Source organism: Myxococcus sp. AB036A, from assembly GCF_006547355.1.
Lineage (GTDB): Bacteria > Myxococcota > Myxococcia > Myxococcales > Myxococcaceae > Myxococcus > Myxococcus virescens.
On the sequence record NZ_VHLC01000023.1, the window covers coordinates 14,299 to 36,912 of the forward strand.

18 protein-coding genes and 2 pseudogenes are annotated in these 22,614 nt (G+C 68.4%); 8 read left to right on the forward strand and 12 right to left on the reverse strand.

Annotated features, from left to right (window positions below):
* Nucleotides 1-9: 9 nt before the first annotated feature.
* Together FL344_RS12190 and FL344_RS12195 are read right to left on the reverse strand one after the other, a co-directional pair.
* Nucleotides 10-789 (reverse strand): hypothetical protein, encoded by a 780-nt coding sequence (locus FL344_RS12190; RefSeq protein ID WP_141618637.1) that lies wholly within the window; start codon nucleotides 787-789, stop codon nucleotides 10-12.
* A 3-nt stretch (nucleotides 790-792) separates the two neighbouring features.
* Nucleotides 793-1,365, reverse strand: coding sequence for an RNA polymerase sigma factor (locus FL344_RS12195; protein ID WP_141618638.1), 573 nt, complete (start codon nucleotides 1,363-1,365; stop codon nucleotides 793-795).
* A 370-nt stretch (nucleotides 1,366-1,735) separates the two neighbouring features.
* Here FL344_RS12195 and FL344_RS12200 point away from each other — a divergent pair, with 370 nt between their 5' ends.
* From FL344_RS12200 to FL344_RS12210, 3 genes and pseudogenes are all read left to right on the forward strand, one after another.
* Complete coding sequence (locus FL344_RS12200) at nucleotides 1,736-2,503, forward strand: hypothetical protein (protein ID WP_141591587.1); 768 nt, start codon at nucleotides 1,736-1,738, stop codon at nucleotides 2,501-2,503.
* Between the two features lie 343 nt (nucleotides 2,504-2,846).
* Nucleotides 2,847-3,002, forward strand: a pseudogene (locus FL344_RS39015) (IS21 family transposase); the annotation flags it as partial.
* Between the two features lie 157 nt (nucleotides 3,003-3,159).
* Nucleotides 3,160-4,638 carry an FAD-dependent monooxygenase gene (locus FL344_RS12210; protein ID WP_141618639.1) on the forward strand — a complete coding sequence of 493 codons (1,479 nt, stop codon included), beginning with the start codon at nucleotides 3,160-3,162 and terminating at the stop codon, nucleotides 4,636-4,638.
* A gap of 437 nt (nucleotides 4,639-5,075) precedes the next feature.
* On the opposite strand, the gene FL344_RS12215 is transcribed toward FL344_RS12210, so the two are convergent.
* The 4 genes from FL344_RS12215 to bla all read right to left on the reverse strand — a co-directional run bounded on the left by FL344_RS12215 (nucleotide 5,076) and on the right by bla (nucleotide 11,851).
* The gene (locus FL344_RS12215) at nucleotides 5,076-6,344 is read right to left on the reverse strand and encodes a matrixin family metalloprotease (protein ID WP_141618640.1); all 1,269 of its coding nucleotides are present in this window, start codon (nucleotides 6,342-6,344) and stop codon (nucleotides 5,076-5,078) included.
* 101 nt (nucleotides 6,345-6,445) lie between these two features.
* Complete coding sequence (locus tag FL344_RS12220) at nucleotides 6,446-7,324, reverse strand: RNA polymerase subunit sigma-70 (RefSeq protein ID WP_141618641.1); 879 nt, start codon at nucleotides 7,322-7,324, stop codon at nucleotides 6,446-6,448.
* On the reverse strand, nucleotides 7,321-10,515 hold the full coding sequence (locus tag FL344_RS12225) for a tetratricopeptide repeat protein (protein WP_141618642.1): 3,195 nt from the start codon (nucleotides 10,513-10,515) through the stop codon (nucleotides 7,321-7,323). The genes FL344_RS12220 and FL344_RS12225 overlap by 4 nt, the downstream gene beginning before the upstream one ends.
* 460 nt (nucleotides 10,516-10,975) lie before the next feature.
* Nucleotides 10,976-11,851: a subclass B3 metallo-beta-lactamase gene (gene bla, locus FL344_RS12230; RefSeq protein ID WP_141618643.1), complete on the reverse strand. Its 876-nt coding sequence runs from the start codon at nucleotides 11,849-11,851 to the stop codon at nucleotides 10,976-10,978.
* Nucleotides 11,852-12,018: 167 nt separating this feature from the next.
* Here bla and FL344_RS39020 point away from each other — a divergent pair.
* Together FL344_RS39020 and FL344_RS12235 are read left to right on the forward strand one after the other, a co-directional pair.
* Nucleotides 12,019-12,207 (forward strand): annotated as a pseudogene (locus FL344_RS39020) (hypothetical protein); the annotation flags it as partial.
* Nucleotides 12,208-12,372: 165 nt separating this feature from the next.
* Entirely contained in the window at nucleotides 12,373-13,446 is a 1,074-nt protein-coding gene (locus tag FL344_RS12235) for a PQQ-binding-like beta-propeller repeat protein (protein WP_228564975.1), read from the forward strand.
* A gap of 100 nt (nucleotides 13,447-13,546) precedes the next feature.
* On the opposite strand, the gene FL344_RS12240 is transcribed toward FL344_RS12235, so the two are convergent.
* The 5 genes from FL344_RS12240 to FL344_RS12260 form a co-directional block, all read right to left on the reverse strand.
* Nucleotides 13,547-14,287, reverse strand: coding sequence for a hypothetical protein (locus tag FL344_RS12240; protein WP_141618644.1), 741 nt, complete (start codon nucleotides 14,285-14,287; stop codon nucleotides 13,547-13,549).
* Nucleotides 14,288-14,572: 285 nt separating this feature from the next.
* Nucleotides 14,573-15,145 carry a ThiF family adenylyltransferase gene (locus tag FL344_RS12245; RefSeq protein ID WP_141618645.1) on the reverse strand — a complete coding sequence of 191 codons (573 nt, stop codon included), beginning with the start codon at nucleotides 15,143-15,145 and terminating at the stop codon, nucleotides 14,573-14,575.
* Between the two features lie 9 nt (nucleotides 15,146-15,154).
* Nucleotides 15,155-15,403: a hypothetical protein gene (locus FL344_RS12250; RefSeq protein WP_026113817.1), complete on the reverse strand. Its 249-nt coding sequence runs from the start codon at nucleotides 15,401-15,403 to the stop codon at nucleotides 15,155-15,157.
* Nucleotides 15,404-15,566: 163 nt separating this feature from the next.
* On the reverse strand, nucleotides 15,567-16,874 hold the full coding sequence (locus FL344_RS12255; RefSeq protein ID WP_141591578.1) for a S8 family peptidase: 1,308 nt from the start codon (nucleotides 16,872-16,874) through the stop codon (nucleotides 15,567-15,569).
* 144 nt (nucleotides 16,875-17,018) lie between these two features.
* The gene (locus FL344_RS12260; RefSeq protein ID WP_141618646.1) at nucleotides 17,019-17,960 is read right to left on the reverse strand and encodes a hypothetical protein; all 942 of its coding nucleotides are present in this window, start codon (nucleotides 17,958-17,960) and stop codon (nucleotides 17,019-17,021) included.
* A gap of 413 nt (nucleotides 17,961-18,373) precedes the next feature.
* Between FL344_RS12260 and nfi the strand changes: the two genes are divergently transcribed.
* The 3 genes from nfi to FL344_RS12275 all read left to right on the forward strand — a co-directional run bounded on the left by nfi (nucleotide 18,374) and on the right by FL344_RS12275 (nucleotide 22,237).
* Nucleotides 18,374-19,081: a deoxyribonuclease V gene (nfi, locus tag FL344_RS12265; protein ID WP_141591576.1), complete on the forward strand. Its 708-nt coding sequence runs from the start codon at nucleotides 18,374-18,376 to the stop codon at nucleotides 19,079-19,081.
* Between the two features lie 196 nt (nucleotides 19,082-19,277).
* Nucleotides 19,278-21,623: a GMC oxidoreductase gene (locus tag FL344_RS12270; protein ID WP_141618647.1), complete on the forward strand. Its 2,346-nt coding sequence runs from the start codon at nucleotides 19,278-19,280 to the stop codon at nucleotides 21,621-21,623.
* Nucleotides 21,624-21,730: 107 nt separating this feature from the next.
* On the forward strand, nucleotides 21,731-22,237 hold the full coding sequence (locus tag FL344_RS12275; protein WP_194858443.1) for a DUF2267 domain-containing protein: 507 nt from the start codon (nucleotides 21,731-21,733) through the stop codon (nucleotides 22,235-22,237).
* Between the two features lie 4 nt (nucleotides 22,238-22,241).
* Here the strand turns inward: FL344_RS12275 and FL344_RS12280 are convergent, their stop codons facing one another.
* Nucleotides 22,242-22,613, reverse strand: coding sequence for a Mov34/MPN/PAD-1 family protein (locus FL344_RS12280; protein ID WP_225888602.1), 372 nt, complete (start codon nucleotides 22,611-22,613; stop codon nucleotides 22,242-22,244).
* Nucleotide 22,614: the final 1 nt, after the last annotated feature.

The following is a 22,614-nucleotide window of genomic DNA, read 5'->3' on the forward strand; positions in this document are numbered from 1 at the left end:
CACACACGCTCAGGGGACAACATACCCCGGATCCACACGCAACCGGAGTCGGGCCTGGGTCGCGTCCTCGGGCACCTGCCGCTGGGCCAGCGCCGCGCCCCGCGCGGCCTCGGAGTAGGGGCCACGTGGCCACGCGGCCAGCACCAGCGCCCTGGGCCCCTGCTCACCTTCCAAGGAGACGCCCGCCAGCTCGCCCTCTTCGCTCAGGTCATGCGTGCCCGCCTGCAGCGTGTATCCGCCCAGCATCTGCGCGGGCCCGTCTGGAGACTCCAACACGAGCAGCGCGTCGGCGACCTCGCTGGAGCGGTAGCGCACGAGCACCACCGCGCCCGAGGGGAGCACGGCGTCCTCCGTCACCGCGCGCAGGCTCCCATCCGGTAGTTGCGCGACCGCTGTCAGCTCCAGCGACATCACCGCGCCGCCCTTCAGTCGCTGCGACGGCCCTTCGTGCGAACCCGTCAGCAGCTCCGGGTGGATCGTGAAGGCGACCATGGCCGCGACGGCCACGGCCACGGCGCCAGAGAACCACACGCGGCGGGGGGCGACCAGGCGGCGGCGCAGCCGTGCCCAGCCCAGCGCGTCCTCGCGCGCGGGCGTGAGCGCCCCGAGCGCCTCATCCGCCATCGCGTCCAAGCCGAACACGGGCTCCGCGTCCGCCCCCGCGAGGAACGCCTCGCACACCTCGCAGGGCCTCGACAGGTGGTCGGCGAAGTACGCCACCTCGTCGGGTGACTTGTCTTGCAGGGCCCGCAAGTTGCGCGCATCTAGGTGTCTGCCCGCGTCGCTCATGGCTCATCCCACTCCCGCGGCCAACAGCCGCGCAAGCAACTCACGCTTCACCCGCGCGCGAAAGCGCTCCAGGCGCATCGTCACCGCGCTCTTGCCCAACCCCAGGCGCTCGGCGATCTCCCGCGCGCTCAGTTCCCCCTCCAGATAGAAGAGACGCACCGTCTCCTTCTCGGGGCCTTCCGGCAGCGACTCGATGAGCTCGCGCACCACCGCCACGCGCCGCTCCAACTCCAGGAATGGAGGATGCGCGGGCGTCGTCGTCGCCAACTCCAGCGCCAAGTCCTCCGCCGCGCGACCTCGGACCTGCGCGCCCCGACTGAGCGCCTGCGCATGGTGCCGCGCAATCGTCACCAGCCAGCTTCCAAAGGCGCGCGGGTGCTGGAGCCGTGGCAGCTCCCGGAAGGCACGAACGAAGGTCTCCTGAACCACGTCCTCCACTTCCGCGGGCCCCAGCGCGGAGTAACCCAGCGCGGCGCGACGCACGGACCCATGGAATCGCTGGTACAGCTCCCGGTGGGCATCCTGCGCGCCTCGGGTCGCCCGCTGGATGCAGGTGGAGAGCTCCTCCTCCGTCACGAGATGTTCCCCTCGCCCATACCACGAGAAGCCACTCGCCCCCCGTGGAGGTCCCACATGGACTCGACGTGGCTGCCTGCTCCACATGCGTGCGCCATGGCCCACACGCGGGATGCTCCGGTCCACCGGACGCACTCCATCCTCCAGGCACGCACACAAGACATGTCTCCCCAGTCAGTACCCCGCCTGCAAGGAAGGAGTCACGAGCTGACTATCGGCCACACCCCGTCCCACTCGCACGAGCACGACGCGTCGCGATGTGGCCGATAAGCGCCTCGGTGCTCCTTCATTTTCAGACCGGGGATTTTCGGGCGGCCCCAGGCCGGAGGCGCCGCGCGCCAGCTCCCCTCGCCACCAGGAGATGAAAGGTATGCGATTCATCGGCTTGTTCACGTCCCTCATGTTGCTTTCGGCGTGCGGCAGTGAGGAGACCGTCAAGGTCGGATTGAGCGCCCGCGTGGGCGCCTCGAGTAGGGCCCAAGCCGTTCCCGGCAAGGTCGCCCAGCAGCTCGAGGCGTCTACCGGCATCACCATCGACCGCGTCCGCCTCTCTGTTCGCGAACTGGAACTGGAGCACGAGGGCGACGACAGCGATGACGGGCAGCGGAGTGGACCGGATGACGACCGTCCGGGCTCGCACGACGACGACTCCGAGCAGGAGATTGGCCCGTTCCTCATCGACATGTCGGCGGAGGACCTCAACGGCAAGGTCATCCGCGTGGGCAACCTCCAGGTGGAGCCCGGCATCTTCGATGAAATCGAGTTCGACATCGGCAAGGTGTCCACCACCGAGGCAGGTGAAGACTCCGCGCTCAAGGAACTCGCACAGCTCGGCGCGTCGGTGGTCATCGACGGCCACATCGATGGCCTGCCCTTCAGCTTTGTCTCCAGCATCCGCGTGGAGCAGGAGCGCGAGGCCCACTTCGAGGTGAAGCAGGGCGAGGAGCCGAACATCACCATCAACATCGACCCAACTGGCTGGTTCGTCGATGACAATGGTCAGCGGTTGGACCCGCGCAATGAGTCTGCGCGCTCCACGATCGAGAACAACCTCCGCCGCTCCATCGACGCCTTCGACGACGACGACATGGATAGCAACGAGGATGACGACGACAACAACGACACCAATGATGATTGAGTCCGCCTGAGTCGAAGCGGCCCGCCCCTCGATTGCGTGAGGAGCGGGCCGTGTCCTTGTGGCGCTCAGCCGCGAATGTGGCATGTCTTCCAAGGTTCGCGATTCTCGAACGGCCTCAGGATGTGCGCCTGAAGTCGACTCGTCGCAGGAGTGGACTGGCGGAGCGCTGGGCATTGCGAGCGGAGAGGTAGGCATGCACCCGGGCCATGAGTTGGTTCATGGTCCGGCAGCGGTGGTTGCGGGTGTTCCGCGCCGGATTGTTGAGACACCTGGTTGGTCGCAATCGGGCCGAATGTTCCGCAAGCATCAGGCGCTTCAGCTTCTCGACTCTCCCGTTGCCCTCGAACGGCAGGTGGACTTCGGCCGGAAGCTCGTGTCCATCGCAGGCCACAAGGTGCGGGTGCACTTCCTCGTGGCCGACCTCTCGTACTCCGGGCGCCTCTTCGTCAAAGCCTTCCTGTCCGAGCGTCAGGAGGGCTGGCTGGAGGGGCAGGCGTCCGAGCTTTTCGGATTCGCGACGGGCCGTGGGCGTACCCATGGCAGCCCTCTCCGCTCTATCCACTGCCAGCAAATGCCAGACCCCGGGTATTGCCGCAAGCCCCCCTGGTCGTGCTCCACCATGGCCCGTTTCAATCCAGGAGCGGGAGGGCCGAGAGATGCACGCGGACATGGTGACTCAGCACGCAGTGGTGATTGCTGGAGGGGGCCCGACCGGGCTGATGCTGGCGGCGGAGCTGGCGTTGGCTCAGGTGGACGTTGCCATCGTCGAGCGGCGCGCCAGTCAGGAGGTCGCCGGCTCTCGATCGCGCGGCCTGCACGCGCGCAGCCTGGAGGTGCTCGATCAGCGTGGGGTCGTCGAGCGCTTCACCTCGCAAGGGCAAGCGGTCCAAAATGTCGCGTTCGGGCAGGCGCATTTGGACCTCAGCGACTTCCCGACGCGTCACAACCACGGGCTCGCGCTCTTGCAGGAGCGCTTCGAGCGCATCCTGGCGGAGTGGGTGGGTGAACTGGCGGTGCCCATCTACCGTGGGTGCGAGGTGACGGGCTTCACGCAGGACGACACCGGCGTCGACGTCGAACTGTCCGACGGCCGTGTGTTGCGGGCGAAGTACCTCGTCGGGTGCGACGGGGGGCGCAGCCTCGTCCGCAAGGCGGCAGGCATCGAGTTCCCGGGGTGGGACGCGTCGATCAGCTACCTCATCGCCGAGGTCGAAATGACCGGAGCGCCGGCGTTCGGCATTCGCCGGGACGAGAAGGGCACCTACGCCATGGGCAAGCTGGAGGACGGACGCGTGGGCGTCGTGTTGAGAGAGGAGCGGGTCGGCACGGGCGACGCGCCGACCCTCGAGGGGCTGCGCGAGGGGCTCGTTGCGCTCTACGGGACGGACTACGGCCTGCGCAGCGCCACGCACCTCTCGAGGTTCACCGACATGACGCGGCAGGCGGCGTCCTACCGGGACCGGCGGGTGCTCCTGGCCGGCGACGCGGCCCACGTGCATTCGCCGATGGGCGGACAGGGGCTCAACCTCGGTGTGCAGGATGCCGTGAACCTGGGGTGGAAGCTAGCCCAGGTCGTGCGCGGCGTCTCGCCGGAGAACCTGCTCGATACGTACCAGGCCGAGCGGCACCCCGTCGCGGCCCGTGCACTGCGGAAGACCATGGCGCAGACCGCGCTGAGTCGCGGTGACGCGCGGATGGACGCCGTGCGCGAGACGCTGGCTGAGTTGCTGCAGATGGACGGGCCACGCAAGCAGTACGCGGCGATGATGTCGGGGCTGGATGTCCACTATGAGCTGGGCAACGGACACCCGCTGCTCGGGCGCCGCATGCCGGACCTCGACCTGGTCACCGCCGACGGCCCGCGGCGCGTGTTCCACCTGTTGCACGACGCGCGGCCAGTGCTGCTCAACCTGGGCGAGCCCGGCACTCTCGACATCACGCCTTGGGAGGACCGGGTTCGGAGTGTCGCTGCTCGCTACACGGGGGAGTGGGAGCTCCCGGCGCTCGGCGCGGTCACGGCGCCCGTTGCGGTGCTGATTCGACCGGACGGACACGTGGCGTGGGTCGGGGAGGGCACGGTCCAGGGGCTGCGTGAGGCCCTGACCCGATGGTTCGGGCCTCCGCGTGCGACGTAACGCGTTTCGCTTGCTTCCTGGGAAACGCGGAGCGAGCGCCGAGAGTCCCAGGAGGAGCATGAGCTCCGGAGGCCTGTTCCGGAAGACCTCCCGGGTCAGCAATGCGGTCGCATAGGGGGCCGCCGTGCATGTCGCTTGACAGGGGGCCCCCCGGAGGGGCCCGGCAGCTCCACGAGGGTCGGGCGCTCTGCGGAGTCTTGGCGCTCTGGGGGGCTCTCAGGAGCGGCATGACGGGTGAGCTGTCTGCTTCGACGCTACGGGAACTCGCCAGCCTTGTGCTCACCGCGCTCACTCGCCTTGACGTACGCATGACGCAGCGACCGAGTGTTGGGTAGGCACAGCCCCTGTCTTTCTTTGACCGACGGTGGATTCGAACGCGCGCCTCCGCGGCGAGGAGCCGGGAGGCGCGCGTGGGTCCAATCGTCGTTCAGCCGCCTTCAGTACGGATAGAGCTCCGCCGCCGCCTGCGCGTCGCAGGACGATGTGGTGGCCGCGCACACGGTGGGATCCGTGTACATGATCGAGTTGCAGTTCCCGTGGTGGGCAAAGCCGATGCTGTGCCCGACTTCATGGATGGCGACAGTCTTCGCGTGGTGCGCGCCCCGGTGGTACGTGTTGTTCAATTGGATGGTGCTCCGGGTCATGCAGGAGCCCGACCAGGAGTTCGTCGCGTACCCGTACCAGCCAGTGGCGCCGTACCAGGCCTCGTACACCATGACGTCGGAGGCGCCGCTGGAGCGCCAGTAGAGATAGAGGCTGTTGCTGATGTTCGTGTACATCCACGCGTTCATGGCATCGCCGACCGGCCAACGCGTGCTCGTGTAGTCCGTGAACGTGACGTTCGTCGGCTTGCGGCACCACTTGTAGCCGAAGCGTGCGAGCCCGCACCAACTCTGGGCGGTCACCGTGCCGGAGTCCGCCTTGAGCAGGGTCTCCGGTTGCGTATCAGGGCCCATGTACTGAGCGCTGCTCACACGGGCCTCGACACGTGTGAGCAGCGCGTCGACTGTCCCGCCCTGGGCGCGGCCGTCCTCCACCAGGACCCGTCCCAGCGGTCCGCCGGTCACGGAGTAGAGTTCGGTCCTGGCGCTCGCCGCCACAGGCTTGTCGCCTCCCTGCGGCGTGAGGAAGAACACCGCTCGCTCGCCCATTTTCGGCAGCGGGTTGTCCGTCGGCGCGAGCATGCACCCGTCAGAGAGCAGGCCGCCGGGGAACACGACGTCCACGGTGCTGCCCTGGGCGACCACGTCGCCCGAGGCGCTCTTGAGTCCCACCAATGCGCGCGCGATGTCGTCGATCCGCACGGTCGCGATGGTCACCGGCAGGTCGCTGTAGGTGCCGCTCTCCTCGCCGGTGGACTGCCCCTCCACCTTGGATTGCGCATAGGCGCGCATGACGTCAAAACGCGTGGACTCCACCTGGCCGTTGATGATCAACGCAGAGTGGTCGGTCAGGTCCTCAATCGAGCCCTGTTCACGGACCCAGTCCATCACGAGCGAATGCTCCGTTCCTTCAACGTGCGTGTGGGAGGGTGGGGGCGTGCCGGGCACCCACGCCGTCACCTGCACGTCCTGCTGAACGGGTGGGGCCGGTTCCTCGACCCCGTCGTTGGTGCACCCCAGCGCACCCAGGAGCGCCAGGGGCACGAGCCAGGAGCGTTTGGGATGAATCGTCATCGCGGTCTTCTTGGGACTGGCTTCGCGCATGCTCTCTCCTCCGGGTTGGAACACGCCTGAAGGACGGAGACGCGTGCCGCTCGTCTCATGGGAAACCGAAAAAAACTGCAACGATGACTACGGCGGAAAAATCAGTCCGCCATGAACTGGCGCAGACTGACGTCGAGCTGGCTGCGGACCAGGCGCAGCAGGCTGTCCAATTCGCCGGGCGTCAGCCTCAGCCGCGTCATCAGCTCCTCGCGGGTCAGTTCCATCAGCCGCTCGCGTGTGCGCGCAATCCAGCGTGCCACGGTGGAGCGGGGCGCCTGATACGTGGCGCTCACGGCGTCCATGGCCATTCCATGCACGTGGTGCAACCGAAGCAGGTTGCGCTCCTGGGCCCCCAGACGACCCAGCGCGGCGCGGAGGGCCACGCGGAAGTCTTCCTGATGCCGCTCACGGATGAAGGCCAGCTCGGGATCCGCGCCCAGCCGCTCCGCGAGCGCCACCGGGGCCCGCTCCAGCAACTCGCGCGGTGCGGCGCGCTGCTGGTCGATGTGGAGCCGCAGCGCCACCGCCCGCACCCACTGCTCGAGCGGACCGCGCCCGGAGTAGGAGGCCAGCTTCGGCGGTGCGCCATTCACCGGGACCAGAAGCCGCTGGCGCAATGCCTGCCGCAGTTCGTCCACGAGGGTGGGCGCCTCCCTTGGCAGCCACGTCCCCACCTGGGACAGCACATGCGTGTCGAGCGCCTCGTGCGCCCTCGCTTCCCCCTGCACACAGGCGAAGGCGAGGAAGACATCCGCCGCGCGCAGGCTCGCGAACACCTCGTGTGCCGCTTTCGTAGAGGGCAGCCGTTGCGCCACGTGCGCCACGAAGGACTCCGCGTCCATGCGCAATTCCGGCCACGCCTCGCGTGCCTCCCGCACCAGCGCAGCGAGGACATCCTCCAAGTTGGGAAGCGCTCTCAGCGCCGGGACGAGCGCGTGCGGCGCCCGGGACAGGAAGGATTCGGTCAGCTCGGACGTCACGGAACACCTCCACCGACGATTCCACCCACGCGGCTGGGAGAGAGACGGGGCGCCTCGGCCGAGGGGGCGCCGTGGGTCGACAGCCAGACGCGCACCGTGTGCGCGCGAGGCGCGTGGATGGGCGCGCTTCGGGCATAGGCCGTCTGGGCCTCTCGCGCCAGGGCGAGCGCCCGGGGCCGCTCCTCCTGTGACTGCCAGAGGGCTCGGGCGAGCGCGAAGTTCGCTCGGGCCAGCTCGGCCGGGGCCAGCTCCACCTTCTTGCCGAGCGCCACCGCACGCTCCAGCGGTTCACGGGATTCACGCAGCCGGCCGCCCTCCACCAGCGCCTCGCCCAGCAGCCCGAGCGTCTGCGCTACCCGGGGGTGTTCCGCTCCGAGCGCCTTCTCGCGCACCTCCAGCGACCGCCGCAGGTGTACGAGCGCCGGGCGCACTCTTCGCAGTCTCAGCTCCACGTGTCCCAGGTTGTAGAGCGCGCTGGCCACCTTCGGGTGGTCGGGGCCGAGCGTGGCCTTCCATAGCGAGTGCGCCGCGCCGAAGAGGGCGCGTGCGTCCTCCAGGCGGCCCGCGTCCATCGCCACCGAACCCAGGTTGTTGCGCGACAGGGCTACGTCCGGGTGCCGGGGACCCAGCTGCGTCTCCTGGATATTGAGTGCTTCTCGGTAGGCAGCCTCCGCCTGCGCGAGGTGACTCAGATCCGCCCGTGCATTGCCCAGGCTCAGCAACACGGTTGCCACCCGCAGCTGCTCGCTGTCCCCGCCCTTGCGCAGGCTGGCCAGGGCGCGCTCGTAGTGGGGAATCGCCTTCTCCAACTGGCCTTGTCGTGCGAGCGCGTCGCCCAGGTTCACCCGGATCATGCTGGTGTTGGAGTGCTCCGCGCCCAAATGACGCTCGCTCAGGTCGAGCGCCTCGCCATGGCGCGCCACCGCCTCGCCCACCTTCCCCTGGAGCCTCAGCGCGGTGGCCACATTGTTGAGGTGCACGGCGCCTAGCGGGTGCTCCTGGCCGTACACCGCCACGATGAGCGCCAGGGCGCGGGCATGGTGCTGCTCCGCCTCCGCGTGACGCCCCAGCGCGTTGAGGGCCACACCCGTGCCGGTCAGGACATCTGCGAGCGCCACGTCCCGAGGCCCGCGCGCCCGCTCAAGGAGGGCCAGGGCCTTGCTGGCTTCCGTGAGAGCACGCGCGTACTCGCCCTGCCGGTAGCTGAGGCTGCTGAGGACGCGGTGCAGCTCCGCGGCCACCTCCAGGGAGGCTTCGGGACCCAATCTTTCCAGCGCGGCCTCCGCCATGCGCGCGGTGCGCTGGGCCTCCTTGACCAGGCCCATGCCCTGGACTTCCGTATAGAGGAGGCGATTCCACGCGCGCGCGGCCGTCTCGTCATCGTGTCCTGCCTCCGCTACGCGCACCGCTTCCTCCAGTGCCTCACGCGCTGCGGCGAAGCTCCCGGCGGTGCCTCGCAGCTCGCCCAGCAGGAGGAGGGCTCCCGCCAGCGTGGGCCGGTGCCTCAGCCCTCGCAGTGTCCCCACCACCTCTTCCAGCCGGGGCAGCACGCGTTCATGGAATCCGGCCGCGCCCTGCACGCGCAGTCCCTCCAACTCCTGGCGCAGGCGCGCCAGTTCCCGCCGGGCCTCCGGGGCTTCTGGCAGTGGGTCCACGCGGGCGAGCGCGTCCCGGTTCGCGCACGCGGACAGGGAGGGGAGCTGCCGCGCGGCCTCGGATGCCCGCGTGAGCGCCTCGCGCTCACCTCGCTCCAGCAGCTCCACCAACACCCGCAGCGCCTGGTGCCGGCCATCCAGGCACGCGGCGCGCAAGTCCATGAGCCGCTCGGACTGCGCCTGTCGCACGCGCGTGTCCTCGCACGATTGCCGCTCCTGGGCCACCAGCGCCTGGGCATAGGCGTCGAGCGCCCGCGTGGTGGACTCGAAGGCGTCCCCCGGCACCGGCGGCCCTCCCTGACGGAAGCGCTGCTCCAGCCGGACCCGGTGCGCCGCGCCCCAGGCGTCCTCCAGCCGGCTCTCGAAGCCGGTGCACGCTCGCGCGGCGTCACCGCGTGCCATGCCGAAGCCCGCGGCGGCGCTGGCCGCCACACTTGTGGTCAGCACCGCGGCCACCCAGCGCCAGCGGCGCGCGTGTGCGCCCGACTCGAGCCGGGCGAGGAGCGCGGCCAGGGTCAGGTGGCGCGAGGATGGCTCGGCGGCCAGGCCCCGCAGGACGGCGCGGCGCACGGCGCGGGGCACTCGCGAGCCGCGGGGCGGCGGCGTCACTCGCGCCTCACGCAGGGCCTGGACGTGCTCGCTCGTCGTTCCTCCCGCGAAGGGCCGGTGGCCGAAGAGGGCTTCGTACAGCGCGACGCAGAAGCTGAACTGGTCGCTGCGGGCGTCCGCGCGAAGGCCTCGCCACTGCTCCGGGGACATGTACGCGGGCGTGCCCCGCCGGACGCCGGTTCGGGTGTCGCCGTCGGTCGCCAGGAGCTGTCTGGCGGGGGCATCTTCGCCCCACGGTTCCCGTGGAGTCAGGAGAGAGGGCTCCGCGCGGGCGAGGCCGAAATCGGTGACATGCACCTGGCCGTCGTCCCCGAGCAGCACGTTGTCCGGCTTGAAGTCGCGGTGCACCAGCCCCACCGCGTGTGCGGCGGCCAGTCCCTGTCCCGCGAGGAGGAAACGCGAGAGCACCTCGTGCCACGGCCGCGGCCGCTCCGCCAGCCAGTGACGCAGCGTCCGCCCACGCACCAGGTCCATGGCGAGAAAGACGGTGTCGCCATCCAACCCCACGTCATGCACGGTGACGACATTCGGGTGGGACAGCCGGGCCAGGGCCTGCGCCTCTCGCACCAGCCGCCCGCGAGCCTCCGCGTCCGCCACCGCCCCGGGCTTCACCAGCTTGAGCGCCACTTCCCGGTCCAGGTCCGGGTCATACGCGGCGAAGACGATTCCCATGCCCCCCTCGCCCACGGGGCGCAGCAGCACGTAACGCCCCACGCGTGCTCCAGGCTCCGGCGTACCTCTCAGCAGAGGTGCCGTCAGGGGCCCTCTGCCTTCCGGGGACGGGACGCCATCTCCCCTGAGGCCTGCCACCACCGCGCAACATGCCGCGCAGCCATCCAGGTGGGCCTCCAGGCGGGCCACGGCATCCGCGGACAGGCGCCCCTGCTCCCAGTCCAGCAGCTCGTTCTCGTCAGGACACGGAGTCATGAGGAAGTCCGTCAGACCGACCCAGCCGCAAACTCATCGCACCGGGAAAGAGTACGTCGCCAGTGAGGCGAGCTTCTACCGGGGGCTGCGCGAAGGGGGTTGCGCGGTGCCTTGTTGGCCGCCGCGAAGAAAGGCAGACACGCTCTGGCTTGCGGGCGTAGCAAGCCCTCTTGGGTGTTCTGGGGGGCCTGTCTGGGGATGATGTCCGGGCCGAGGTTTGTGGGGCGCCTGCGTGTGTTTCGGCGGAGATGGGATACGCGACTCCCTCCGAACCTGGTGCCGTCGCGAGGTTTGCCGAGTCCAGATGTCGGGCTCGGCAAATGTCCTTGGACGGAGACGCGGGTTGCTACTTCGCCCCATTGGGGGCCGAAGGTGGCCCCCCGGAAGCCGCATGTGTCCCGGCGCGAAGTCGCCACGCGGGAGCGACTGAAGTGCCGGACGGGCGCCGCCTGCGCGTGCTTCAACGGGCCTTGCGGCGCTCTTCGGCCAGTTGCGTGTTGAACCCGCGCTCGGCAGCATCCGCGTAGGCCTTGCAGCTCATCGCCTTGGCGCCGGCCGCGTCTCTGGCTGCATATTCCCAGCCACTGGAGCCCGGATGCGGTGTGAGTAGCACATCGCAGGGCAGGGCGCGCACGGTGGCGAAGCTGCGCCGGTAGTCGCTGATGATGTTCGGATAACGCGGGTTGGCCACCAGTTGATAACCGGGGGCGCTGAGGCTGTCGGCGTAGGCAATGCGTACCGGCTTGCCATCGCGAGTATCATTCCACGTCCAGGCGATGCTGCCCGGGGTATGCCCCGGCATGAAATGCGCGGTGAAGTCGACGCCGCCCTGTGAGACGACCTCACCGTCCATCACGACGCGATCCGCCACGACTGGCGGGTAGGTGATGTCATCGCCGAAGTGCAGATCATCGCTGCCTCCGCGCGCCAGCAGCACCGCCGACTCGGCGCTGGCCACGAGCCGCGCGCCGGTGCGGCGCTTCAGTGCGGCGAAGGGGCCTGCGTGGTCGGCGTGTGCGTGACTGCTGAGCAGCAGGCGCAGGTCCTGCGGCGCGAAGCCGCGACGCCGCAGGTTGGCCAGCAGATGGTCGGCCATCTGGGGCATGCCACCATCGAGCATCACGACGCCGTCCTTGGTTTCCACCAGCAGGGCGGTCAGCTCCTCGGTGCCAATCTGCCAGGTGTGGTCGGCGATGCGCAGCGGCTGCATGGGCTTCAACCAGGACGCATCAACGGTATAGGCCTGCAGCTGCGGGAGCGTCGGCGGCGCGCCACCGGCGGTAGCGGAGTGCAGCAGGCAGGCGGAGAGGGCGCAGGTGACTGTCCGGAAACGCATGGCGAATGAGGATGTGGGAAGGTGAAGAGACGCTACCACTGTCCTGAACGGGTGTTTCGCAGTTTCATTGTGACAAGCGAAAATCGTCCGTATTGCCCTCCTGCTCGGCGCGGATTTTCATGTGTTGTTGATAATTTTAGCCTTCGTGGTTTCCCCAAGTAGAGCAAGCTCCGTTCCTCTCGCGGCTGCTGGACGAGTTCGCCATCAGCGAGCGGCAACGGAAGATTGCCGAGCTCAACGTCTTCCGGCCTCCTGAGTCGGAAGAGTGGCTGCGAGTCGCCCTTCCATCGGACGTGGCGAATCCGGAGCGCATGCTCGAATCCTACAGAGACTTGTCCGAAGTCCTCGTGGTCGCGAGGACTCTCTCACGCTTCAACTGGTCCGAAAATTGGGGGCAGACCAAGTTGACCGAGCGCATTCGCGCAGCCAACCTCAAGGCGACGGGTCCGAGATGCCTCCGCTTCCAGACGAGGGTCGTCGCGACGAACGCCATCTGCCGGGCTGCTAAAAGGGATCTACCCATGTCGGATTCATCTCGCTCCGTATTCTTTGGCGCCAATGCTGCGCGGACCGGACACTTCGAGGGAACGGGGCCGCTCGTGGTCAAGCGAGCCCGCTGGAAGTTCAAGCCGGGCACGCTTGCGACCACACGCAACACGCCTGCAATCCACGATGGCGTGCTGTTCGCGAACTTCGACAATGACAAGCTCTACGCGCTTGACCTCGCGAAGGGAAAAGAGCTCTGGAGCGTGCGGGTCGGGGGGCGCGTTTCTGAGAGCATCTCGAATCCGATGGTTGCGCATGGTTTGCTCTTCGTCGTCGGTGGCGGGCAGTGTCACGCCGTCGATCTTGGCACGCACGCCATCCGCTGGAGCGTCTCGTGTGACTCCGAGGCGACCTCCTCGCCAATCGTTGTCGACGACGACGTCTACGTGGGAACGCGGCTCGGTGGGGTGGTCGCCATCGACGCGCGGACGGGAGTCGAGCGATGGCGCGTGCAGCTACGCTGTGGTGAGAGTGTGGGGTCCGCGGTCAGCGTGACGCGCGATCAGGTCGTCGTCGGGACCAGACGCGACTTCGTCGAGGGCCACATCGTCGCGCTCGACCGCGCCACGGGGGTCGAGCGATGGTCGGCGAAGGCCGGTGCGATGGCCAACGGCGGAGCGCCCGCGATCGAAGGCAACACGGTTTATGCCCTGTCCGGTCTGGGGAAGTGCCTTCGCGCGCTCGACCTCGCCAGTGGCAAAGAGCGTTGGTTGTATGAGACGGGCGGCGCGCTGTGGGGAACGCCCGCCGTTGCGGACGGCGTCGTGTGCTTCTCCGGCTATCACGGGATTCTCCACGCGCTGGACCAAGATACCGGGAAAGAGATTTGGTCGGTCGCGCTCGACAAGCCCCCGAAGGATACAGTCTCACCGACGATCGCAGGTGGCGTCGTCTACATGGGGGCCGGCAACGTCGTCCACGCCTGGACGCTCCGGGAGGGAACCGAGCGCTGGCGGTGGCAGGCTCCCTATCGCGTGTCGACCGCACCGCTCGTCGCCGACGGCACGGTCTACGTGGGCTGTGACCGCGCGATCGTCGCGCTGGGGTAGCGTCGGCCGCCCGGCTTCCACATGACTCGCAGGCCCAGACCCCTGCCGCGCCTCAACATGGCCTCTATCCCGTCTATACGCACGAGACACGCCTGAACAGCTACCAGACAGTCCGGAGCTTCGGTCCGCGGTAGCCCCACTTCACGTTGAGCAAGCTCGAATTGGGATCGATGCGGCCCCCGTCGTCGTCGCGCCAAACGATTTTCGGGGTGTGGACCATCCGCGCGTAGTCTTCGTCCCTACGTTCCATCCATTCCTCGTGGGTGAGGATCGTGCTCTTGCTGTCGGCTTCGTCCGTGCACGTGAGCCCCAGCCGGGTGAGCAGCTCGAACTCGTCTGCGTCGGCGGTGAAGTTGCCATCGATTTCCCTCAGGGGCCCGAGCTCGACATCGTGCCCATATGCGAGCTGTTCGATTCGACCGCAGCGCAGGTAGCGATCCGCGCGCCCCATGAACGGCGACTTTTCGAGCACCGAGGGGATGATACGGGCCACCCCGTTGGCCCACAGCGTGAACTTCAGGGCGTTCGAAGCCAGCTTGACGCGCCCCCCCTGCTGGGTGCCCGCTCCTTCGGCGATGACGAGCTCTTTCGATGCCACGTAGGTCGTGCCCATGAACTCGAGCTCGACTGGCGTCTTCTTTTCGAAGCGAACCTGCAGCTCGGCCCCGAGTCCCCCTCGCGGCGAGCCGGTGAGCGAAACCAGTACGCGCGTGACCGCCTTTTTGGCGCGAATGAGTGGCACCTGCGCGGACAGGTCGAGTGCCGTCAGCCCTCGACTCGCCGCGATGGCGCGCCCCCACTCGTTCCACAACTTCACTGCAAGCAGTTCTCCGGTCGCCATCGAACCTCCGAGCACGTGAATCGCAGGTTGCGGCGGTGCGCTCCGTCAGCCGCATAAGAGGAGCGTCGCCGATTTGACGGGGGCAACTCTACCTCCTACGCACGCAGCGTTGCGGCGTGTTGCGAGTCGCAGGCGACGACGCTCGCCGCGGAGCCGGCTGCCATCCGTGATGTCGCGAACCGCGTCGGCGATGAGACGGAGAGCGCGTTCACCAAGGACTTCAATCGTCACTTCGCGAGACGCCAGGCGCGTAGCGGCGCCGAGTCTGGCGCACGCGCCCGTGAGTCACTGGGACAGGACCGAACTCAGGTTCACCAGCGAATCACGCCGGGTACCGTGCTTCACGAAGTCCTGGATGGCGCGGGCCAGTGTCGCGGAGAGCAGCCCCAGCAAGGGGAGGTGTGCGCCTCCTTCACAGGTGGCCTGGCCCTGGGCATCCTCGGCATCCGGGGTGAAGCGCTCATCCCAGCGCACCAGCCCGAAGGTGCCATCCGCGCTCACCGCGCCGTGGACAAGCGGCTTTCCCGTCCGGCGCGCGTAGTCGATGAGCACCTGCCGGCTGTGCTGGTTGTCCATGCAGTCCACCAGCAGGCCCGCGCCACCGCAGAGAGCCTCCGCGTTGTCCCGGGTGAGCCGCACGCCGTGGGACTCCGCCTTCACCCCGTGCAGGTTGAGGAGTTGGAGCTTGAGCGCCTCGGCCTTGTTCTTCCCGACGGAGGGCTTCACGTAGGCCTGGGCGAGCAGGTTCTTGGACTCGACCCGGTCGAAGTCGATGAAGACCAGGGTGGCCTCCAGGTTGCGACACAGCACCGCCGCGGTGGAGCCGATGGCGCCCACGCCACAGAAGAGGATTCGCATGGCGGTGTCTCACCGGGCCCCGAAGGGGACCTTGGGACGCAGGTAGATGCGCTCCTCACCCCGTGCGCCCCGGAACCGGTCGACGACGAAGTGGGCGAACGCGTCGTCGCGAAGCTGGCTCAGGTGAAGGCCGGGCACTCCGCCCGAACGAACCAGCTCCGTCGCGATGCGGCGGATGTCCGTGTCCGGCACGGGGCCGTCCAGCTCCACCGGGACGTCCGCGGACATTCCGTCGTAGGTGATGTTGAGCGTGGCCATCGTCGTGTGCGCCTCCTCACGCGCCCGGCGGAGCGCGAGGGTGCGCCCCGTGGGACTCACGCCGGGACGGCGATGGGGGCAGGCTCCTGACGATACCGGCCAGCGGTGTTGCCAACCGGGGCCCGGCTCCCCTCACGGGAAGCCGGGCCGCCAGGGAAGACGCCTACCGCGGCTCGCTGCTGCTGACCACGGCGGGCTTGGGCAGGAAGTCCTTGAGCTGCACGACGGGCAACCCTGGGAGCGCGGTGATGAAGCCCGAGTACGCCATCAGGTTGGGCGAGCACCAGCCCGGGTTGGACACCGTGTTCTCGGTGGCGTTGGTGAACACCGCATTGGCGACCGTCTCGGGCTTCGCCGTGGGATTCACCTCGAGGAACAGCGCGGCCAGTCCCGTCACGTGAGGGGTGGCCATGGAGGTGCCGCTCATCTCCCGGCTCTCGCGGTCACCGTAGTGCCAGGAGGACTTGATCTTGTTCCCCGGCGCGAAGACGTCCACGCAGTCCCCCCAGTTGGAGAAGGTGGCGCGCTTGTCCTTGCTGTCGGTGGCGGCAACGGTGATGGCCTCCGGCGCACGGGCGGGGGAGTGCTTGCAGGCGTCGTTGTCTTCGTTGCCCGCGGCGACGACGTAGGTGACCCCCGCGGCGATGGAGCGGCGGACCGCGTCGTCGAGCGCCGGGTCCTCGTCGCTGCCCAGACTCATGTTCGCGACGGCAGGCGAGATGTGATTCCGGGTCACCCAGTCGATGCCCTCGATGACGCCCGAGGTGGCTCCGGATCCGTCACAGCCCAGCACGCGGACGGAATGGACAATCGCGTTGCGGGCGAGGCCGTAGGAGGCGCCCGCCGCCGTGCCCGCGACGTGTGTCCCGTGGCCGTTGCAGTCATTGCCCCGCATGCTGTCGCCAATGGCGTCGTAGCCGATGGAGGCCCGGCCACCGAACTCCCGGTGCGAGAAGCGCACACCGGTGTCCAGGATGTAGATGTGCACGCCCTGGCCCGTCGCGGTGAAGGTGTAGACCTTGTCCAGCGGGAGCTTGCGCTGGTCCATCCGGTCGATGCCCCACGTGGGACCCTGCTGGCTTTCGGCGATTTTGACCACGCCATTCTCTTGCACGTAGTCCACTGCGGGGTCGTTCGCCATGGCCCGCGCCTGGGTTTCCGTCATCTTGGCCGCGAAACCACGCAACGCATTCTCATACATCGCGAATGCAGTGCCACCGTAAGCCGTGATGAGGCTCGTCGTGGCTTGCTGGACCTCGACCTGTTCCAGGCTTTGTGCGGGCGACTTCAGGACGACAATGTATTCACCCGGAATCTTCTTTCGGACAGTGATGAACTTGCCGGTCTGCTTCTGGCCCATCGTGGGCCTGCTGGCCGTGCGGTCCTTGCAGGGCACCTGCCGCGATGCGCACGCCCCCATCAGCAACATCATGCCCACGGAGACGAACAGCTTCAGTGTGTGTCGATTCATGTTTTACCCAGAGGAAAATGGTTGTGATGGGTAAAACGGGTGTACATCAAAAACGGCTTATTCATGAATCAACCCGGAGGGATGAGACGGCGGTCCGTGATTGAACATGCCATGGCGCTCCAAGGCGCGATGTCTGGCCATGACCTACCAAGGACGAATGGTGGTTCCCCATTCGTACAAGACTGCTTCGAGTGGACGTTTCCCGGGGCGTGACAGGATGTCGTTGATGCCCATCTCTCGTGCTGCGTTCACCAGGTGGGCATGCCACGTGCCATGCGCGTCGGAGAGTCGCGTCGCGGCGATGGCCAGCGCGCTCGCGCCCACGGAGTAGCCGCCAAAGACGAGCGGACCGCTGGCGGAGTCCTCCTTCCCCTTCACTCCGCGAGGCCACTCCCGGCAGGCCGCCAGCGGTAGGAGTGCGCCCGCGGGCCGAGCGCAGTAATCCCGCACCAGGGTGGCGGTGAAGGTTCCCGCAGCGGGATGCGCGGCCATGGCGAGGAAGGCGCCCGTCCACGCGAGCGTGGTGGCCCGCTGCGTACGCTCCACGACGCGTCCCTTCGCGTCGACCCGGGTGGGAAAGCCCGAGGGCAGGGCGGACAGTTCCACCAGTCGCGCGATGAGGCGCTCCGCCGCGGCCTCGGAGGGCGCATGGCCTCGCAGCCGGCCATGGAGCAGCAGCGCCGCGGCGGCCGGCGCACTGTCACACGGCCAGATGGAGGTACTGAAGCTGGGCAGCAGCAACTGGTGTTCAAGCGCCTTCACGACCTGGCTGGCCAGGGCATCGAAGAGCGCCGTGGACGCAGCGTCCTGCATGCCCGCGCGTTCGATGCCCGCGAGCATCAGCAGCACATAGCCTCGGTAGAGGATGCTCCGTGGCAGGGCGTGGCCCAGGACGACGTCCGTCCCACCGCGCGTGAAGGGGGCCCGGGCACGCCCCAGCGCATCTGCGAGGAGCGCATGCAGTCGTCGCTGCGTGTCCGGCAGGGGATGGCCGTCCAGCGCCGCCTGAACGAGGATGAAGGACAGGTGGCCATCGCAGAGGAGCTGTGACTCGACGAAGCGGCGCTTCGCATCGCCGAGCAACATCGTTTCGCACCCCTTGCCGAGGATGCGCTGTTCCAATGCGTCCAGCGCGGCTGAGGAGAGCTGTCCGCGTCCCTGGGATGCAGAAGGAGGGCGGGGCGGCGCATGGTCGCTCCCTACCGGGCTCTCCGTTCTTGCGCTGCCGACCAGGCATGCACAGAGCGCCAGGAGGGGAAGGCCCGTCCGGCGGAAGCGGGCGTGGGTGGGTCGTGGCATGGGCGGAGAGCTGAGCACGCACGCGTAGGGCCAAGGTCCTCCGGTGGGCTCGCCGGTCGCCAGGACAGGCTCAGCGGTTTCTTCTCGCGCGTGGAGGGTCGCGGGTTCCAAAGGGGCACGGCCCGTTCACCAGTCCACGCTGAAGGGACGTCATGGGTTGCCCTTGAGGTCAGAGCCTTCAGATTGGCAGTGGAGGTTGCGTGTGCATGGAGCTTCAGCCCGAGGTGAGCCGGTGGGACGTCACGCCTTCGGAGGCGGTGGAACTGCAGCGTCGGCTGCGTGAGCAGTTGGTGCTCCGGCCGCCCCCTGGGCTGAAGGTGGAGCGCATCGCGGGCGCGGACATCTCCACGGAGAAGGGGAAGGACACCGGGTTTGGTGGGTTCGTCGTCCTGGACGTGGAGACGTTGGCGCCGGTGGCCCAGTCTGAGGCCGTGGTGACGTTGCACTTTCCCTACGTGCCGGGCCTGCTGTCCTTTCGCGAGCTGCCCATCATCGCCGCTGCCTGGGAACGGCTCACGGTGCGCCCCGATGTGGTCATCTTCGATGGACAAGGCACCGCCCATCCCCGGCGCATGGGGATTGCGTGTCACGGAGGGTTGCTGTTCGGCGTGCCATCCATCGGCTGTGCCAAGTCCCTGCTGGTGGGGACGCATGGACCGCTGGGCGAGGCGAGAGGCTCCACCGCGCCCCTCATGCACCGGGGCGAGGTCGTGGGCATGGCGGTGCGCACGCGCAAGGGCGTGCAGCCCGTCTACGTGTCCCCGGGCCACCTGATGGACCTGCCCACGGCGGTGGAATGGGTGCTCAAGGTGAGCCCGAAGTACCGCGAGCCGGAGACCACGCGGCATGCGCACCGGCTGGTCAACGCACTCCGTCGCGCCGACGGAGAGGGCGCCGAACTGGAGTAGGTGCCGGCCCCTGATTTTGACCGCCGTCCCAACCGACTCTATGTCCGGAGGTGGCTCCCTCGCTTGGGGCCTCAAGGAACGGCGGCTCGGGCGTCTGTCTCCCTGTTCGTCCTTCCCGCCAGCCCGTACTGGCGGTAGCACCTCAGGCCGCGAAAAGGGGCAAGGGCCAGGGCGGGAGATGTCATTGGGAGCGCGAATGCGGAGGTTGTCGTCACCTTGGAGTGAGCTGGCGTCGCATTACGCCGTGGTGGTGGTGGGCTCGGGGTACGGAGGGGCCATCACCGCCAGCCGGTTGGCACGCGCGGGCCAGCAGGTCTGTGTCCTGGAGCGAGGCCGGGAGCTCCTGCCCGGTGACTACCCGCGCACGGACGCCGAGTTCATGTCCGAGTTCCAGGTTCACTTCGACCCCGAGGCCGCCGGCGATGTGGGCAGTCCGACGGCCTTGTTCGAGCTCCACCGGGGCGGGGACGTCTCCGTCGTCACGGGCTGCGGCCTGGGCGGGACGTCGCTCATCAATGCCAACGTGGCCATGCGGCCGGACCCTCGCGTGTTCCTGGACGGGCGTTGGCCGGACGCGTTCCGCGCCGACGTGGACGGCTTGCTGGAGGACGGCTTCGCTTGGGCCGAGCACATGCTGCGGCCGTTGCCCTATCCGGAGTCCGCGCCGCCGCTGGCCACGCTGTCGGCGCTGGCGAAATCGGCGGAGAAGCTGGGCGGCACCTTTCGCCGGCCACCCCTGACCGTCACCTTCGAGGAAGGCGTCAACGCCGCGGGGGTGCGTCAGGGCGCTTGCACGTTGTGCGGTGACTGCATGACGGGCTGCAACTTCGGCGCGAAGAACTCCGTGCTGATGAACTACCTGCCGGACGCGCACCGCCATGGGGCGAAACTCTTCACCGAGGTGGGCGTGCGCTACCTGGCGCGCGATGGTGCCCGGTGGCGCGTGTACTACCGGCCGATGAACGCCGGCCGCGAGCGGTTCGATGCGCCAGACCTGTGGTTGACCGCCGACCGCGTCATCCTCGCGGCGGGGACCATGGGCACCGCGGAGCTCCTGCTTCGCTCGAAGGCGCTGGGGCTGTCCCTCTCCGGGCGTCTGGGCCAGCGTTTCAGCAACAACGGGGACGTGATGGCGTTCGGCTACAACACGGACGTCCCTGTCCATGGCGTGGGTCTGGGCGAGGCGCCCTCCGCGGGGCGCGAGCCCGTGGGCCCCACCATCACCGGTATCATCGATGACCGGGCCACGCTGCGGCAGGAAGACGGCATGATCATCGAGAACGGCGCGATCCCCGCCGCGCTCGCGCGCCCCGTGACGGCGCTGCTCGCCGCTGCGTCGGCCATCGCCGGGCAGGACACGGACCGGGGCGCCATCGACCGGGTTGGGGAACTGGCGCGCATCGCGGACAGTGCCGTGCGCGGCCCGTACCACGGGGCCATGCGCAACACGCAGACGTTCCTCGTGATGTCCCATGATGACGGCGCGGGTGAACTGCGCCTGTCGGGCGACCGGGTCCGCGTCCACTGGCCGGACGCGGGGAGGCAGGCCGTCTTCACGCGGGTGGATGAACGCCTGCGCCGCGCCACGGAGGCGCTGGGCGGAACCTTCGTGCGCAATCCGCTCTGGAACAAGCTCACCGGCCACGAACTGCTGTGCACCCATCCCTTGGGCGGGTGCGCCATGGGCGAGCGCGCGGAGGAGGGCGTGGTGGACCACGAGGGCCGCGTCTTCGCGGGGGCCGAGGGCACGGAGGTCCATGAGGGCCTCTACGTCAGCGACGGCTCCGTGATTCCGAGGCCGCTGGGCATCAACCCGCTGCTCACCATCTCCGCTGTAGCGGAGCGCACCGTGGCGCTGATGGCCCGGCGGCACGGTTGGAGCGTGGACTATTCGCCTGTTCCGGAGGCCCCGGGGCCGCGGCCCACGCAGCCCCTGGCCGTGCAGTTCACCGAGACCATGTACGGCTACATCTCCGCGGGGGCCGACGAGGACTTCCTGCGAGCCGGGGACCCCGCGCGCAGGGATACGTCGCCGTTCCGCTTCATTGTCACGGTGGACTCACGGGACCTGGAGGAGACGCTCGCGCATCCGCTGCATCCCATGCAGCTGTCGGGCTGCGTGGTGGCGCCCGTGCTGTCCTCCCGTCCGATGACGGTGGAGCAGGGCGTGCTGCACCTGATGACCCACGAGGGCGCTCGTCCTGGCGGGCGGCGGATGCGCTACCAGCTCCCGCTGGTCTCCGAGTCCGGCGAGCGCTTCTTCGTCGACGGCTACAAGGACGTCCATGACGACGACGGTCCGGACCTGTGGGTGGATACCACGCGGCTCCTGGTGTCCATCTACCGTGGCGAGGACGCTTCGGGGCCCTGCATCTTCCGGGGCTACCTGCGGCTGAACGCCAAGGACTTCGCCGTGCAGCTCTCCACCCTGCGGGTGCTTCATGCCCAGGGCACGGTGCAGCGGCTGGCCGCGCTCGCCCGCTTCGGGCGTTTCTTCTTCGGGGAACTCTTCGAGACGTACGTGCGCAGCAAGGCCGCGTAGCGAGCGGGGAGGCGGCGGCACGGCTTTCGTACCGCTATGTCGTGCTCCTTCTGGATGGCGTGGGCACCGTGAGGCGCACACGCCATTTCATGAAGGAAGGACAGCCCATGCCCAATGACCGTGAGCAGGGAAAGGGCGCTCCGCAGGGCAGCGAGCGTCAGACCAGCCGCCGGGATACGCCCATCGAGGTCCGCAGGCGGCTGCGGCACGAGTCACGCACGAGCCAGACGTACGCGGCCTTCATCAAGCACCTGTGCGAGCGAGGCGGCATGTCGCCCGCCGTGGCCGAAAAGGCCGCGGTGTCCGTCCTCTGCGCTTTGGAACAGCGAATCCTCAGTGAGGAGGCAAGCGACCTGGAGGACCAGCTTCCTCGCAAGCTGACCCTGCTGCTGCACCGCTGTGAGAAGCACGAGGAAGAGCTGCCTCCCAAGTTCCACCGCGAGCACCTTCTGCGTCGGGTCGGGGAGGACCTGAGCCTTCATCCGGACGCGGTGGAGCCGGTGGTTCGCGCGGTGATGGATGCCGTCCGCCACCAGATAACCGAAGGGGAGTCCGAGGACGTCATGGGCCAGCTCCCGCCGGACATCCGCGACCTGTGGACGCGCACCGTCTGAAGACTCAAGCGAGGCCGCTGGGGGTGTGGCGGATGCCGGAGGCGCTGCGAAGCGCCTCGGCCCACCAGGGCTCGGCCGCCACCAGGACGTCTCGGCCTCGCAGGCGCGCCACCATGCCCTCGGGCGCCACGACGGAGAAGCGCAGGGGCTTCCCGAGTGCGGAGGTGAGCGCGGCCATGGTGCTTTCATCCTCGGCGGAGAAGCCGAGTGGTCCGTCGGGGTGGCTGTGCGCCACCTCTTCAAGGACGTCACGCAGCCGCCAGATGGCTTCCCAGCGGGCGCGTGAGTCGGGCAGTTGATTCGGGCTGTCGGACGCGTCGCACCACAGCACTTCGCCGCCGTGGCCGATGAGCAGGCAGACCTCTCGTGTGGACATG

Coding starts and splice junctions, on each gene's coding strand:
- FL344_RS12190 (WP_141618637.1), bottom strand. CDS start 789: ATGAGCGACGCGGGCAGACACCTAGATGCGCGCAACTTGCGGGCCCTG.
- FL344_RS12200 (WP_141591587.1), top strand. CDS start 1,736: ATGCGATTCATCGGCTTGTTCACGTCCCTCATGTTGCTTTCGGCGTGC.
- FL344_RS12210 (WP_141618639.1), top strand. CDS start 3,160: ATGCACGCGGACATGGTGACTCAGCACGCAGTGGTGATTGCTGGAGGG.
- FL344_RS12215 (WP_141618640.1), bottom strand. CDS start 6,344: ATGCGCGAAGCCAGTCCCAAGAAGACCGCGATGACGATTCATCCCAAA.
- FL344_RS12225 (WP_141618642.1), bottom strand. CDS start 10,515: ATGACTCCGTGTCCTGACGAGAACGAGCTGCTGGACTGGGAGCAGGGG.
- bla (WP_141618643.1), bottom strand. CDS start 11,851: ATGCGTTTCCGGACAGTCACCTGCGCCCTCTCCGCCTGCCTGCTGCAC.
- FL344_RS12235 (WP_228564975.1), top strand. CDS start 12,373: ATGTCGGATTCATCTCGCTCCGTATTCTTTGGCGCCAATGCTGCGCGG.
- FL344_RS12240 (WP_141618644.1), bottom strand. CDS start 14,287: ATGGCGACCGGAGAACTGCTTGCAGTGAAGTTGTGGAACGAGTGGGGG.
- FL344_RS12245 (WP_141618645.1), bottom strand. CDS start 15,145: ATGCGAATCCTCTTCTGTGGCGTGGGCGCCATCGGCTCCACCGCGGCG.
- FL344_RS12250 (WP_026113817.1), bottom strand. CDS start 15,403: ATGGCCACGCTCAACATCACCTACGACGGAATGTCCGCGGACGTCCCG.
- FL344_RS12255 (WP_141591578.1), bottom strand. CDS start 16,874: ATGAATCGACACACACTGAAGCTGTTCGTCTCCGTGGGCATGATGTTG.
- FL344_RS12260 (WP_141618646.1), bottom strand. CDS start 17,960: ATGTTGCTCGGCGATGCGAAGCGCCGCTTCGTCGAGTCACAGCTCCTC.
- FL344_RS12270 (WP_141618647.1), top strand. CDS start 19,278: ATGCGGAGGTTGTCGTCACCTTGGAGTGAGCTGGCGTCGCATTACGCC.
- FL344_RS12275 (WP_194858443.1), top strand. CDS start 21,731: ATGCCCAATGACCGTGAGCAGGGAAAGGGCGCTCCGCAGGGCAGCGAG.
- FL344_RS12280 (WP_225888602.1), bottom strand. CDS start 22,613: ATGTCCACACGAGAGGTCTGCCTGCTCATCGGCCACGGCGGCGAAGTG.